The following is a 14,178-nucleotide window of genomic DNA, read 5'->3' as shown; positions in this document are numbered from 1 at the left end:
TTAGACGTGTCCCATCGCATTTCGGTTGGCGTTGCGGATGTAGCAGGCCCAGCAGACCACCAGCATCAGGACGTATGCCCCGACGAAGCCGTAGAAAGCGGGGGTGTAGGAACCGCTGGCCGTGTTGGAGGCGTTGAGCACCTGCGGGATAACGAACCCGCCGTAGGCGCCGATTGCGGAGATCAGGCCGAGGGCCGAGGAGGCCAGGCGCTGGGTCTGCACCGTGCTGGCGCCCTTGCGTGCTGCCCGGCTGTTGGTGGCGAAGATGATGGGGATCATCCGGTAGGTGGCACCGTTACCGAAGCCGCTGGCGGTGAAGAGCATCAGGAAGAGGACCAGGAAGAGCCAGAAGTTCTTGAGCGGCAGGGTCCAGATCATGGTGAGGGTGATGACCGCCATGGAGGCGAAAGCGGCAACTGTCATACGGGCGCCGCCCATCCGGTCCGCCATGCGTCCGCCGTAGGGACGGGCCAGCGAGCCGACCAGCGGGCCGAGGAAGGCCAGCGAAAGAGCCACAGTACCCACTCCGATGGAAGAGAAGGCGGGGAAGTAGTCCTTGATGAGCTTCGGGAATACACCGGCGAAGCCGATGAAGGAACCGAACGTGCCGATGTACAGCAGGGCCATGATCCACAGGTGCGGTTCCTTGAGCGCAGCGATCGAGCCTGCCACGTCACCCTTGGCGCTGGTGAGGTTGTCCATGTACTTGTAGGCACCGAACGCTGCGAGCAGGATGAGCGGAACCCACATCAGGCCTGCGACCGGAAGGTTGACGGTTCCGGCGGCCAGGAGTGTGATGGCGATCGGGACGGCGAGCTGTGCGACGGCGGCACCCATGTTGCCGCCGGCGGCGTTCAGGCCCAGGGCCCAGCCCTTTTCGCGGGCCGGGTAGAAGAACGTGATGTTGGCCATGGAGCTGGCGAAGTTTCCGCCGCCGAAGCCGGCAAGTGCTGCCACCAGCAGCATGACGCCGAACGGGGTCTCAGGATTGGAGACACACAGTGCGAGTCCGATGGACGGAATCAGGAGCAGCAGGGCCGAAACGATGGTCCAGTTGCGGCCGCCGAACTTCGGGACCATGAACGTGTAGGGGATGCGGAGTGTGGCACCCACCAGGCTGGGCATGGAGATCAGCCAGAAGATTTCAGAGGTGGAGAACGTGAAGCCTGCTCCGGGGAGCTGGACCACCACGATGGACCACAGCTGCCAGACGACAAAGCCGAGGAATTCGGCGAAGATGGACCAGTTCAGGTTGCGCCGGGCGATGGAACGGCCCTGGGATTCCCACTGCTCCTTGTTCTCGGCATCCCAGTTGGCGATCCAGCGGCCGGGGCGGACTTCAAGGGCGGGGGCGTCAGCGGTGCGGGTAGTGCCGGGCTGCGCGCTGGATGAAGTGGCAACACTTCCGTGCCACGGCTCGGAGCCAGTCTCAGGGGAATTGCCGGCTCCGGCATCTGCGTTGCGGTCAACAGTCACGGTGTACCTCCTTTGGGGGTTTGTTGTCCTTCCAAGGTAGAGTCGGCGCGTTTCGTGAAGCGTCGCCGTTTGTTAACGTGCTGTGAAGTTTGCCTATCGTGGCCTTTACGACGGCGTGAGGCGCCGTTAGTGAGACAATTTCAGAAGTCCGCATGGTGGACCCTTTGTCCAGTCGATGGACTTCCGGAACTATTATTGAGACCTATGTATCCCTTAGCCGGGCAGCCTTTTTGGGGATGGACGCCCGGTTCTCACGAAAGTGTTACTACATGTCATCCACTGCCACTTCGCCGCAGCCGGGGTCAGCCAAGCAGGTTAACTCGCGCGGGCGCGTGATCGTCGCCAGCCTGATCGGCACCACCGTGGAGTTCTACGACTTCTACGTCTACGCCACGGCGGCCGTACTGGTGTTCCCCCGGTTGTTCTTCCCGGGACAGAATGAAACCACCCAGCTGCTGAGCTCCTTCGCGGTGTTTGGCGTCGCGTTTATCGCCCGCCCGCTCGGGTCCATCGTTTTCGGGCACTTCGGGGACAAGTTCGGCCGCAAGGGCACCTTGGTGGCCTCGCTGCTCACCATGGGCATTGCCACGTTCCTGATCGGCTGCCTTCCCACCGCGCTGGTCCCGGGCTGGGGCTTCTGGGCTCCGGCCCTCCTGGTGGTCATGCGCTTCGCCCAGGGCCTAGCGCTCGGCGGCGAGTGGAGCGGAGCGGCCCTCCTGGCCACGGAGAATGCACCCGCCAACAAGCGGGCGATCTACGGGACGTTCCCGCAGCTCGGTGCGCCCATCGGCTTCATCATCGCCAACGTGATCTTCCTGGTGGCCAGCTACGTCCTTACCCCGGCAGCCTTCGAGGCCTGGGGCTGGCGCGTTCCGTTCCTGCTGAGCGCCGTCATGGTGATCATCGGCCTTTACGTCCGCCTCAAGCTCATTGAAACGCCGGCCTTCACCAAGGTGCTCGAATCCAACGAGGTGGCCAAGCTGCCGCTTGCGCGGGTCTTCAAGTCGAGCTGGCGGCAGCTCATCCTGGGCACGTTCATCATGCTCGCCACCTACGTGCTTTTCTACCTGATGACCACGTTCACGCTGACTTACGGCACCCGGCCCGCGTCGCTGGATGCCGCCAAGGCCGCTGCGGAGAAGGCCGGCAAGCCGATGACCGAGGCAGCCGCCGCGGCGTTCGTTCCCGGGCTGGGCTTCACCCGCAACGACTTCCTCTGGATGCTGATTGCCGGCGTCGTGTTCTTCGGCATCTTCACCCTGGTTTCCGGTCCGCTGGCCGAGAAGTACGGCCGCCGCAAGATGCTGCTGGTGGTGACCGGCGGAATCTTCGTGTTCGGGCTGCTGTTCGTGCCGCTGTTCGGCGGCGGGTTCATCGGCACCATGGCACTCCTCATCATCGGGTTCTCCCTGATGGGGCTCACGTTCGGGCCGATGGGTGCGCTGCTGCCGGAACTGTTCCCGACCAACGTCCGGTACACCGGCTCTGCTGTCAGCTACAACGTGTCCAGCATCCTGGGCGCGGCTGTGGCGCCGTTCATCGCCGTCGCACTCTGGGAACAGGCTGACGGCAGCCCCGTCCTGGTCGGTATCTACCTGACCGCCATGGCGGTCCTCACCCTGGTGGCGCTGTTCCTGAGCAAGGAAACCCGGGACCTGGACTACGAGAACAACGTGGCCTGACCCGGCCTTCGCCCTTCACCACAATGCCCGGTACCCCTTCGCGGGGTGCCGGGCATTGTTGTATCCCGCCGCTACCGTGCGTAGCGCTCCACGAAGTTGCCCAGGATCTTCATGGGTTCCGTCGCGGTGAACTGCCGGGCGTTCTCCATCAGGATTTCGGCCGATTCCGGCGGAAAGTAGCCTGCATGGCGGTAGATGTCGATCCTGGTGACCAGCCCGTCCGCATCGAGCTCCGGGTGGAACTGGGTGGCGTACAGGTTGGTCCTGATGCGGAACATGTGGACCGGGCAGGCCGCGGAGCTGGCCAGGACCACGGCGTGCGAGGGGAGGACGGTGCAGGCTTCCTTGTGGCCGGTGAAGGCCGTGAAGGTCTCCGGCAGCCCGCGCAGGAGGGGATCCTGCAGCCCTTCGGCGGTCAGCTTGATGGTGGCACCGCCCAGGCCCTCGCCATAGGTCCGGTCGATCACCGCGCCCTGGTGCAGGCCCAGCGTGCCCACCCCGTAACAGGCTCCGAGGAACGGGAAATCGGCCGGCACGATGCGGTCCAGCAGCAGGGACAACTCACGCTCCACCCGGTGCTGGGCCGCGCTTTTGTGATGCGCAGGATCGCTGGAAGTGAAAGGGCTGCCGCCCACGATCACCCCAGAGTAATCGGAGAGGTCCAGCTCGGGCAGGGGCCCGGCTTCCATCCGGATTCGCCGCAGCTGCGCGGGGTCGAGTCCGCCATAGCGCAGGTAGGCCTCGTATTCTTCCTCGGCAGCCTTGTCTTCGGCGCGCGATGCTAGCAGTAGAAATGGCTTCACACGCTAAGTCTGCATGGAGCCGCCCCCGTGCGCCATGGGCGCGCCGGGGGCGACGGGCATTGCTGTGTAGCGGTGGGCTGAGACCGCTCCGGGTTCAGTCTTCGATCGTTGCGATCACGGCTCCGGCGGACACCGTCTCGCCGGCGACGGCGGCCAGGCCCGTGATGGTGCCCGCCCGGTGCGCCGTGAGCGGCTGCTCCATTTTCATCGCTTCGAGTACGACGATGAGATCACCTTCGGCAACCACGACGCCTTCGGCGACGGCCACTTTCACGATGGTGCCCTGCATGGGGGACGTCAGCGCGTTGCCGCCGGCAGCTGCAGCCGCGCCGCCGGACCGTGAGCGCTTTTTGGCCTTGGCCGGCTTGGCGGAACCGCCACCGGTGCTGAACGATCCGAGTGACGCGGGCAGCACGACCTCCAGGCGTTTGCCGCCGACCTCGACGACGACGCGCTGGCGATCGCCGGCCTCGGACGCTTCGACGTCGGTGCCGGTCGGGGTCCAGGCGGGAATGTCGTTGACGAACGCCGTCTCGATCCAGCGGGTGTGGACTTTGAACGGTCCCTCTGCCGGGGCAAAGTCGGGGTTGGTAACAACGGCGAGGTCGAAGGGGATGACGGTGGGGATGCCCTCCACCACCATTTCCTCCAGGGCGCGGCGGGAACGCTGCAGTGCCTGGGCGCGGGTGGCGCCGGTGACGATCAGCTTGGAGAGCATTGAGTCGAAATTGCCGCTGATGACATCGCCCTGCTCCACGCCGGAGTCGATCCTGATGCCGGGGCCGGTGGGGTTCTTCAATGTGGTGATGGTGCCGGGAGCGGGCATGAAGTTGCGGCCCGGGTCCTCGCCGGTGATGCGGAACTCGATCGAGTGTCCGCGCACCTCGGGGTCGTCGTAGCCGAGCTTCTCACCGCGGGCCAGCCGGAACTGTTCGCGGACGAGGTCGATTCCGGTGACTTCTTCGGAGACGCAGTGCTCCACCTGGAGTCGGGTGTTGACCTCGAGGAAGGAGATGGTGCCGTCCTGGCCCACCAGGAATTCGCACGTTCCGGCGCCGAGGTAGCCGGCCTCCTTGAGGATGGCCTTGGAAGACTCGTAGAGGCGGCGGTTCTGCTCTTCGGTGAGGAACGGTGCCGGCGCCTCCTCCACGAGCTTCTGGTTGCGCCGCTGCAGGGAGCAGTCGCGGGTGGAAACCACAACGACGTTCCCGTAGGCGTCTGCCAGGCACTGGGTTTCGACGTGCCGGGGCGCGTCCAGGAAGCGCTCGATGAAGCATTCGCCGCGCCCAAAGGCAGCGACAGCCTCGCGGACGGCGGATTCGAAGAGTTCCGGGATTTCCTCACGGGTGCGGGCCACCTTGATGCCGCGGCCGCCACCGCCGAAGGCAGCCTTGATGGCCACGGGCAGGCCGAACTTGTCCACGAACTCGAGGATCTCTTCGGCGGATTCCACCGGATCGGCGGTGCCGGGGACCTGCGGTGCGCCCACCTTCTCCGCGATGTGGCGGGCCTGGACCTTGTCGCCGAGGGCGGAGATGGCCTCCGGGGAGGGCCCGATCCAGGTGATGCCGGCCCCGATGACCATGGCAGCGAACTGGGCGTTCTCGGCCAGGAAGCCGTAGCCGGGGTGGATGGCGTCGGCGCCGCACTGGTGGGCGACCTCGATCAGCTTTTCCATGACCAGGTACGACTCGGCAGCGGTGTTCCCGCCCAGTGCGTAGGCTTCGTCCGCCAGGCGCACGTGCAGGGCATCGCGGTCCGGGTCGGCGTAGACCGCCACCGAGGTGATGCCTTCGTCGCGGGCGGCGCGGATGATGCGCACAGCGATTTCACCGCGGTTGGCGATCAGGACTTTGCTCAGCCGCTTGGAGCTCGTCAGGGCGGCACCTGCGTGGCTTGGGGCGGCGGACTGCTCTGGACTTGCGGACTGCTCCGAATTTGCTGACAAGGCGTCTCCTTCTTTCCTTCAGGGAGCCTAGCGCGATTTTGAGGGTTCCGCCGATATTACTTGCGGATTCCGCGCGTAAAGCTTCCAACCTTTGTAGGGTAGCTACAAAGAGCTGCGAATTGGTTCACTCAGCTCGGACCTCAGCGGGGTCAATGGCCCCGCCGGTCCACAGTTCCGTGATGCCCACCTGCGCCTGCCCCAGCAGGCCGCGGAGGGTGGATATGGAGAGCCCGACAACGGTGTGGGGGTCGCCGTCGACCTTCCGGATGAAGGCCCCGCCGTAGCCGTCGATCGTGAAGGAGCCGGCGCACTGGAGCGGTTCACCCGTGGCGATGTAGGCTTCGATCTCCTCGCCGCTCAGCTCCATGAAATGGACCTCGGCGGAGGTCACGGCGCCCAGCGTCGCGCCGGAACCGGCGCGTTCGCCTCCGCTGTTCTCCGACGAGTCGGGGTCGGTGTCGCGGCAGTCCACCAGCCAGTGGCCGGTGTGCAGGATGCCCATGCTGCCGCTCATCCGCCGCATCCGTTCCCTTGCCACCTCCGCCGTGTAGGGCTTGCCGTGCGCCTCGCCGTCGAACTCGAAGACGGAATCGCAGCCGAGCACCAGGGCGCCGTCCGCGTCCGGCAGTGAGGCGACGGCCTCAGCCTTGGCGCGCGCCAGCAGCAGGGCGGTGTCGTGCGGATCCGTCACGCCATAGCGGGCCTGGACGGCGTCTTCGTCCACGTCGGAGACCAGGATCTCGTGCCGGATGCCGGCGTGGCTCAGCAGTTTGGTGCGGGCGGGGGACTGGGAGGCAAGGATGAGGCGGGTCACCGCTCCAGCCTAGTTCCCTTCGGCCCGGTTGGCAGTGCCATTAGAGCCTTCCGTTGGGAGTGAAAGGCCACGGCCCAAGCCGGACGAGGGTGCCCAAAAATGTCAGAGCCCAGAGGGACACTTGAGCCATGGACGGCAATTGGGGGTCCGAAGCGGATCTGGCAGCAGCAGCGCAGCGCGGTTGCGCTTGCTGCTGCGGTCAGGGGCCGGCACTGCATGATGCGGCAGTCGTTGCCCTATGCGGAGACGCCCTGTGCGGAGACTCGTCTGAGCACGACGGTGCCCGGTTGATTGATGAGATCCGGGTCTTGGAGGACAGGAAGTCCGCTTTGGCTGCCCGTCAGGCCCGGCTGTCTGTCGCCTTTGATCAGTTGCAGCGCCGGCAGCAGTCCGACGTCGGGATCCCCACTGACCAGCCCGGAGTCGGCGTAGGAGCGCAGATCGCCCTCGCCCGTCGGGAGTCCCCGGCGAAGGGGAGCCGGTTGTTGGGCCTGGCCAAGGCGTTGGTGACGGAGATGCCGCACACGCTCGCTGCCTTGGAGACCGGTCAGCTGAATGAGTGGCGGGCCACGTTGCTGGTGCGGGAAACGGCGTGCCTGTCCGCGGCGGACCGGTGCGCGGTCGATGCGGGACTCGCTGCGGATACCGGGACACTGGCCGCAGCCGGCGACCGGACCCTTATTGGCACGGCTAGGGCCGCTGCCTACCGCCTGGATCCTCGCTCGGTGACGCAACGCGCCGCACAGGCCGCCACGGGCAGGCACGTGAGTCTCCGTCCCGCCCCTGACACCATGTGCTGCCTGACTGCCCTGCTGCCCGTTGCAGCCGGTGTCTCCGTTCAGGCTGCGCTCATCCGGAACGCGGACTCCCTCCGTGCCGGCGGGGATCCCCGCTCTAGTGGGCAGATCATGGCCGACGACCTGGTCGAACGGATCACGGGCACGCCGGGCGGGATCAGCGGCATTGAAATTCAGCTCGTCATGACCGACCGCACCCTCTTCCAAGGCGACAGCGAACCCGCACGCCTCCCCGGCTACGGGGTGGTTCCCGGCGGCTGGGCCAGAAGCATCATTGGCCGGGACGGTTCGGCGCGGGCAAGTTCGCTGCCCGGCGCTCCCGCGCCGGCCGGACCCCTGCCAGGCGCTTTGCCATCAGGAGCGGCAGCTGATCGGGCGTTCAACACGTGGATCCGTCGTCTGTACACGGCCCCCGCCACGGGTGAGCTGGTGGGGATGGATTCCCGGGCCCGGCTTTTCCCGGCGGGGCTCCGCCGCTTCATCGAGGCGCGCGACGACACGTGCCGAACACCCTACTGCGACGCCCCCATCCGGCATCTGGACCACATCGTCCCCTGGCGCGGCGGCGGCGCCACAACACAGGCCAACGGCGCCGGGCTCTGCGAGGCCTGCAACCACACGAAGGAAATGCCGGGCTGGAAAGCACACCCGCCCAACGGACCAAACGCACTCGGCGGAACCAGCGCCGGCGGTGGAACCAGGCATGCCATCCAACTGACAACCCCCACCGGCCACAGCTACCAATCCACCGCACCGCCGCTGCCCGGGACTCAACGCGGTAGCCCGGCCACAGACTCCTTTCACCACACAGAGTCCGGGCATCCGAAAGAGATCCGCCAACGGAAAGAGATCCGCCACCACGCCAAGATTCACCGGCGTGCCCTCCGGTCACGGAGTGATGACCCTCTCGCGGCATAGCTCGGCGCGGGAAACGGTCGGTGCGGCGTGCTGGCCTGTCGGGGCCGCTGCGCCTAACGGGCAGGGACCACCGCGTCCTCGGGTTCGGCCGGGGAGACCGCGGCCGGCGTATCCTTGCGCAGCTTCGCGCCCTCCACATCCACGTCGGGCAGGACGCGGTCCAGCCAGCGCGGCAGCCACCAGGCCTTGCCGCCGAGCAGGTACATCACGGCCGGGACGATTGTCATGCGCACCACAAAGGCGTCGACCAGCACACCGAAGGCCATGGCGAAGCCGAGCGGCCGGACCATGTTCAGGTGCGAGAAGATGAAGCCGGCGAACACGCTGACCATGATGATGGCGGCCGCCGTCACCACAGCGGCGGCATGGCTGAACCCGCTCCGGACGGCGTGCTTCGCTGATTCCCCGTGCATGAACGATTCGCGCATGCCGGAGGTGATGAACACCTGGTAGTCCATGGCCAGTCCGAACAGCACGCCGATCAGGATGATGGGCAGAAAGCTCAGTACTGCGCCCGGATTTTCGACGCCGAATACCGCCCCCAGCCAGCCCCACTGGTAGACGGCCACCACGGCGCCGAAGGCCGCGGCGAGGGACAACAGGAAGCCTCCGGTGGCGAGCAGCGGCACAACAATGGAGCGGAAAACCAGCAGCAGCAGGATCAGGGACAGTCCCACCACGATGGCCAGGTACGGAGGCAGGGCATCACCGAGTTTGGTGGAGACGTCCACGTTGCCCGCCGTCTGGCCTGTAAGGCCGATGCCGACGCCCGTGGTGTCCTGGATTTCGGCGTTCCTGGCCCGCAGTTCCGCGACTACCTGAACGGTGCTGGCGCTTGCCGGGCCCTCCTTCGGAATCACCTGGAACACTGCGGTGCGGCGATCCTCGCTCAGGGCAACCGGCACCGCGGCGGTGACGTTGTCCACGCCGCGGAGGATGTCCGCCACGTCGAACTGTTTGGCCCGGGCTTCCGCTTCGGTGAGTCCGGCCGGGAAGTCGCCCACCACCACGATGGGGCCGGTCATGCCTGCGCCGAAGCTGCGGCCGGTGACGTCGTAGGCCTTGAAGGCCTGGGACTCCACCGGTTCCGAACCGCCGTCGGGAAGCGCAAGGCGGAGCTGGCTGGCGGGCAGCGCCAGGACGCCCAGAAGTGCCACACCTGCCAGCAGTGCCATCACCGGGTGCCGGGTGACCAGGCCGCCCCAGCCGTGGCTGCTGCGGTGTTCTTCCCGTGCCCGGTCCTCGGTCTCGTGGCCTGGGGCGGCGTTGTGCCGCTCGGCCTTCGCCCACGCCCGCTTGGAGATCAGTTTCCGGCCAACCAGAGAGAGTACGGCCGGAGTGAGGGTCAGGGCCACGACGACGGCGACCGCCACCGTTGCGGCGGCGGACAGGCCCATGACTGCCAGGAACGGCAGCCCCGGAACCACCAGGGCGGCCAGTGCGATGATGACGGTCAGCCCTGCGAACAACACCGCGTTGCCCGACGTTCCGGTGGCCAGGGCCACGGACTCCTCAGGGTCCATGCCGGTCAGCAACTGGCTGCGGTGCCGGTTGACGATGAACAGTGAGTAGTCGATGCCCACCGCGAGGCCGAGCATGAGTGCCAGCATCGGGGAGATGGAACTCATGTCCACGGCGCCGCTGAGGGCGAACGTGGCGCCCACCCCAACAGCCACGCCCACCACGGCCATCAGCAGCGGAAGCCCCGCGGCGATCAGGGTACCCAGCATCACGATGAGCACGAGGGCGGCGATGGCGATGCCGAGGATCTCCGAAATGCCGAAGAGCTCGGAGATGTCTTCGGTGATTTCCTTGCTGGCCAGGGCCGTGACGCCGGCGGAGGAGGTTTCCCGGGCGATGTCTTGGACCTGCTGCCGTGCCTCCGGGGTCAGCCCGTTGATAGAGGTCTTGAACTGCACCTGGGCGATGGCGGCCTTGCCGTCCTCCGACACGAAGCGCATTCCCTGCGATGCCTCCAGCTGGCGTTTGCCGGCCGCAAGCTTCGCGGCGCCCGCCTCCAGTTCTTTGGCGCCGGCGTCGAGCTTTGCCTGGCCTTCGGTGAGGGCCGCCTTTTGCTGCCCGAGCTGCGCCTCGATCGCTGCGGCGGGCATGCCGGCGGCGGCCATCTGCTGTTCTGCGGCCTCAAGCTGCGCCTTCCCCGCAGCCAGCTCGGCGGCGGCCTGATCCAGCCGGGACTTGCCCGCTGCGGCCTGCTGCTCGCCGTCCGCGAGGTCGGCGGCTGCCTTGTCGAGCTGCGCCTGCGTCGCGAACGGATCCACTGTGCCCTGGACATCGGGAAGGGTCTTGAGCTTGGTCAGCGCGGCGGAAACCGCATCCTTGCCGGCCTGGCTGAACTGGCCGTCCCGGGCCTCGAAGACAATGGTCGCTGAGCCGCCGGAGGCGTTGGGGAGCTCTTTCTTGAGCTTGTCCGCCATCTGCTGGGTTTCGGTACCGGGGATCTGGAAGTTGTTGGACATAGTGCCGTGGAAGGCGGCGGCAGATCCGCCCACGGCCACAAGCACCGCCAGCCAGAGGGATATGACCAGCCAGCGGCGGCGGTACGAGAACTTGCCGAGCCGGTAGAGGAAGAGGGCCATGTCAGTGCCGATCTGTGGAGGGGGTGGCGGTGGGCATGAAGCCTGAGCCGAGGAGGCCCATGGCGTCGATCAGGAGTTGACGGAGTATTGACAGGGACTTGGCCGAAAGGTCGGCGCCGCACCGGGCGAACCAGACGTCCATGGCGGCCTTGCCGCAGGAGATCACGGAACCGGCCAGTGCGCGCAGGTAGAGCTCGTCGAGTTCGGCGCCGGGGGTCCCGGCGAAGCGCTCCCGGGCCGCTTCGATGATCTGCCCGGTGCAGTGGTCCCAGGCTTCAAGTTCGGAGCGGTTCAGCTGCGGATTCGACTGCGAGAGGCTGTACAGCTCGGCCATAGGGGCCACCGTCATGGGGTCGGCCAGCTGCACCAGTGCCGCGCGCGCCGATTCGAGGATGGGCTCGTCGGCGCGCCTCAGCCGGAACTGCGCCAGGGCGTTGTCCAGGAATCCGTGGGTAATGGAGGCCAGCGCCGCCTCCGTGCTGCCGAAGTAGTTGAAGAAGGTGCGGCGGGAGATTGCTGCGGCGTCGGCAATGTCCTCCACGGTGAAGTTCCCCGGTCCCTTGCTGCGCAGGAGCCGCAGGGAGGCGTCGGTGATGGCCTGCCGGGTCGCGGCCTTGTTGAGTTCCCGGCGCGACGGCGCGGGCGGATCAGGAACGGTACCGCCGGTATGGGTTGTGGGCATGCGCTTACACTACGTGCATATTTACACTCTGTGCAAGTTTCTGCAGAGGCCGGATTCACAGCGTCCTAACAGCTTGGTGACAGCTCATCCTTATGCTGATGCCGCAGCCTTAGGGAAGGTAGGCGAACTGTAACTACCATCGGAAAGCAGCCGTGTTCCCGCGGCAGATCGAGGAGACGTGCCATGTCTAGCAGAAAGAAGTTGGGCCTCGGCCTGGGCGCTGCGGCCCTGGTTGTGGGGGCCGGGATTGGTGTCAGCGGAATTGCGTCGGCCGCCACTACGCCGACGCCCACACCGTCAGCCAGTGCATCGCCTGACGCCGGCACTGGCGGGCACAACCGAGGCCACCAAGGTGGACGGCACGGGCACGAAGGTGGTGTGCGGGCATCGGAGCTCGCCGCCAAGCTCGGTGTCGACGAAGCAAAGGTCGCTGACGCGCTGAAGGCGTTCCGTGAAGCAAACAAGCCATCCGGGCGTCCTGCCGAGGGCACGAAGCCGGACCGGGCCGCCATGGAAGCCGCGCTGGCCAAGTCCCTCGCGGAGTCCCTGGGCATCGACGAGGCGAAGGTCACTGCCGCCCTTGAGGAGTTGCGCAACGAGGCCCAGTCAGAACGCGCAGCCGCCCTGAAGACCCGGCTGGATAGAGCGGTGGCGGACGGTAAGCTCACGCAGGCCGAAGCGGACGCTGTCACCAAGGCCGTTGAGCAGGGCGTGATCGGCGGCGGAGGCCGCTAGGCCCGTCCGTCCTTGCAGTGCCGCCGGGCTCCCGCAGAGATCGGCGAAGACGCCAATACGCAGAAGTCCCCCGGGAGATTCCCGGGGGACTTCTGCGTTCTGACGACGCCGGATACTAGGCTCTTGCGCCTGCCAGCGGGCGGTCCTCGGCGGAAGCGGCCGCCGTCGGATCGGCAACCGAACCCGCCGCTGCGTCGGCGTCATCGTCCGCGAAAGGATCACCATTGCGCGGGGCGTTGTACAGAGCCTCGTCCAGGATGCCCTGGCGCTTGGCGACGATAGTGGGGACGAGCGCCTGTCCGGCGACGTTGACCGCTGTGCGGCCCATGTCGAGGATCGGGTCGATCGCCAGCAGGAGTCCGACGCCGGCCAGCGGCAGTCCCAGCGTGGAGAGGGTCAGGGTCAGCATCACGACGGCGCCGGTGGTTCCGGCGGTCGCGGCAGAGCCCAGTACCGAGACGAGGGCGATCAGCAGGTACTGGCTGAAGTCGAGCTGGATGCCGAAGAACTGTGCCACGAAGATCGCGGAGATGGCGGGATAGATCGCGGCGCAGCCGTCCATCTTGGTGGTGGCGCCCAGCGGCACGGCGAAGGAAGCGTAGGCGCGGGGGACGCCCAGGCTGCGCTCGGTCACGCGCTGGGTCAGCGGCAGCGTGCCCACGGAGGAACGGGAGACGAATGCCAGCTGCACGGCGGGCCAGACGCCGGAGAAATACTGCTTGACGGAGAGCCCGTGGGTACGGACCAGGACCGGGTAGACCACGAACAGGACCAGGGCCAGGCCGACGTAGATGGCGAACGTGAACTTGCCCAGCGAACCGATGGTGTCCCAGCCGTACACGGCTACGGCGTTGCCGATGAGGCCTACCGTACCCAGCGGCGCGATCCGGATGATCCACCAAAGGACCTTCTGGATGACGGCGAGGGCTGAGGCGTTGAGGTTCAGGAACGGCTCGGCGGCCTTGCCCACCTTCAGGGCGGCCACACCGACGGCGATCGCGATCACCAGGATCTGCAGGACGTTGAAGCTGACGGCGGTGGTGGCCACGCCCTCGGTGACGGTGGTGCTGGCGCCCAGGCCCAGGAAGTTCTTGGGGAAGAGGCCGATGAGGAAGGCCCACCAGTCACCGGATTTGCCCGAGTACTTGGCTTCCTGGGTGATGCCGGTGCTGGCACCCGGCTGCAGCAGCACGCCCAGGCCGATGCCGATCAGCACGGCGATCAGTGACGTGATGGCGAACCAGAGCAGCGTGTTCCACGCCAGCTTCGCGGCGTTGGATACCTGCCGGAGGTTCGAGATGGAACTGACGACGGCGGTGAAGATGAGCGGTACCACGGCGGTCTGCAGCAGCGAGACGTAGCTCGATCCGATGGTCTGCAGGGTGGCGCCGAGGGCATTCGGGCTCGCCTTGGTGCTGCCCGTGTACTTGGCCAAAAGACCAAGGCCAAGGCCCACGATCAGGGCCGCGATGATCTGGAAGCCGAACGAACCGGCCCATTTGGGCAGCCGGAAGCCGGTGTTTCCTGCGGGGGAGGGGGTGCTGGTTTGAGTGCTCACCCGAACACGCTAGGCGCAGGTTTCATACCATCACGAACGCACGTTGAGAAATGTTACGGGAATAAAAGCGTCACCAGCGGTGGGCGCCCCCGAAAAACGGCGTATTTAGGCGCGTTTATGAAGTTATTCCCCGCAACCATGTGGCAAACATCTCGCCCACGTGCGCGG

General features: G+C 66.5%; 10 protein-coding genes. 3 read left to right on the top strand and 7 right to left on the bottom strand.

Features of this window, described 5'->3' with window-relative positions; translation table 11 throughout:
* Nucleotides 1–1,476 carry an MFS transporter gene (locus AC1DRE_RS11545; RefSeq protein ID WP_476984770.1) on the bottom strand — a complete coding sequence of 492 codons (1,476 nt, stop codon included), beginning with the start codon at nt 1,474–1,476 and terminating at the stop codon, nt 1–3.
* Nucleotides 1,477–1,745: 269 nt separating this feature from the next.
* Between AC1DRE_RS11545 and AC1DRE_RS11540 the strand changes: the two genes are divergently transcribed.
* Nucleotides 1,746–3,158, top strand: coding sequence for an MFS transporter (locus tag AC1DRE_RS11540; RefSeq protein WP_476984769.1), 1,413 nt, complete (start codon nt 1,746–1,748; stop codon nt 3,156–3,158).
* A gap of 71 nt (nt 3,159–3,229) precedes the next feature.
* On the opposite strand, the gene AC1DRE_RS11535 is transcribed toward AC1DRE_RS11540, so the two are convergent.
* From AC1DRE_RS11535 to AC1DRE_RS11525, 3 genes are all read right to left on the bottom strand, one after another.
* Complete coding sequence (locus AC1DRE_RS11535; RefSeq protein ID WP_476984768.1) at nt 3,230–3,961, bottom strand: glutamine amidotransferase; 732 nt, start codon at nt 3,959–3,961, stop codon at nt 3,230–3,232.
* Nucleotides 3,962–4,055: 94 nt separating this feature from the next.
* Complete coding sequence (locus AC1DRE_RS11530; protein WP_476984767.1) at nt 4,056–5,909, bottom strand: acetyl/propionyl/methylcrotonyl-CoA carboxylase subunit alpha; 1,854 nt, start codon at nt 5,907–5,909, stop codon at nt 4,056–4,058.
* A gap of 124 nt (nt 5,910–6,033) precedes the next feature.
* Nucleotides 6,034–6,723 carry a Maf family protein gene (locus AC1DRE_RS11525; protein ID WP_476984766.1) on the bottom strand — a complete coding sequence of 230 codons (690 nt, stop codon included), beginning with the start codon at nt 6,721–6,723 and terminating at the stop codon, nt 6,034–6,036.
* A 128-nt stretch (nt 6,724–6,851) separates the two neighbouring features.
* Here AC1DRE_RS11525 and AC1DRE_RS11520 point away from each other — a divergent pair, with 128 nt between their 5' ends.
* Nucleotides 6,852–8,438 (top strand): HNH endonuclease, encoded by a 1,587-nt coding sequence (locus tag AC1DRE_RS11520; protein WP_476984765.1) that lies wholly within the window; start codon nt 6,852–6,854, stop codon nt 8,436–8,438.
* Between the two features lie 53 nt (nt 8,439–8,491).
* Here AC1DRE_RS11520 and AC1DRE_RS11515 read toward each other — a convergent pair whose 3' ends face one another.
* Together AC1DRE_RS11515 and AC1DRE_RS11510 are read right to left on the bottom strand one after the other, a co-directional pair.
* Nucleotides 8,492–11,035 (bottom strand): MMPL family transporter, encoded by a 2,544-nt coding sequence (locus AC1DRE_RS11515; protein WP_476984764.1) that lies wholly within the window; start codon nt 11,033–11,035, stop codon nt 8,492–8,494.
* A 1-nt stretch (nt 11,036) separates the two neighbouring features.
* The gene (locus AC1DRE_RS11510) at nt 11,037–11,717 is read right to left on the bottom strand and encodes a TetR/AcrR family transcriptional regulator (RefSeq protein WP_476984763.1); all 681 of its coding nucleotides are present in this window, start codon (nt 11,715–11,717) and stop codon (nt 11,037–11,039) included.
* Nucleotides 11,718–11,900: 183 nt separating this feature from the next.
* Here AC1DRE_RS11510 and AC1DRE_RS11505 point away from each other — a divergent pair, with 183 nt between their 5' ends.
* Nucleotides 11,901–12,452: a hypothetical protein gene (locus AC1DRE_RS11505; RefSeq protein ID WP_476984762.1), complete on the top strand. Its 552-nt coding sequence runs from the start codon at nt 11,901–11,903 to the stop codon at nt 12,450–12,452.
* A 115-nt stretch (nt 12,453–12,567) separates the two neighbouring features.
* On the opposite strand, the gene AC1DRE_RS11500 is transcribed toward AC1DRE_RS11505, so the two are convergent.
* The gene (locus tag AC1DRE_RS11500) at nt 12,568–14,010 is read right to left on the bottom strand and encodes a dicarboxylate/amino acid:cation symporter (RefSeq protein WP_476984761.1); all 1,443 of its coding nucleotides are present in this window, start codon (nt 14,008–14,010) and stop codon (nt 12,568–12,570) included.
* Between the last annotated feature and the right edge of the window lie 168 nt (nt 14,011–14,178).

It is taken from the genome of Arthrobacter sp. P4_H3, from assembly GCF_056400885.1.
This window is presented reverse-complemented; position numbering and strand designations above follow the sequence as displayed.

Bases quoted from the DNA above. Each gene is read 5' to 3' on its own strand.
- AC1DRE_RS11510 (WP_476984763.1), bottom strand. From the start codon at position 11,717: ATGCCCACAACCCATACCGGCGGTACCGTTCCTGATCCGCCCGCGCCG.
- AC1DRE_RS11515 (WP_476984764.1), bottom strand. From the start codon at position 11,035: ATGGCCCTCTTCCTCTACCGGCTCGGCAAGTTCTCGTACCGCCGCCGC.
- AC1DRE_RS11520 (WP_476984765.1), top strand. From the start codon at position 6,852: ATGGACGGCAATTGGGGGTCCGAAGCGGATCTGGCAGCAGCAGCGCAG.
- AC1DRE_RS11540 (WP_476984769.1), top strand. From the start codon at position 1,746: ATGTCATCCACTGCCACTTCGCCGCAGCCGGGGTCAGCCAAGCAGGTT.
- AC1DRE_RS11505 (WP_476984762.1), top strand. From the start codon at position 11,901: ATGTCTAGCAGAAAGAAGTTGGGCCTCGGCCTGGGCGCTGCGGCCCTG.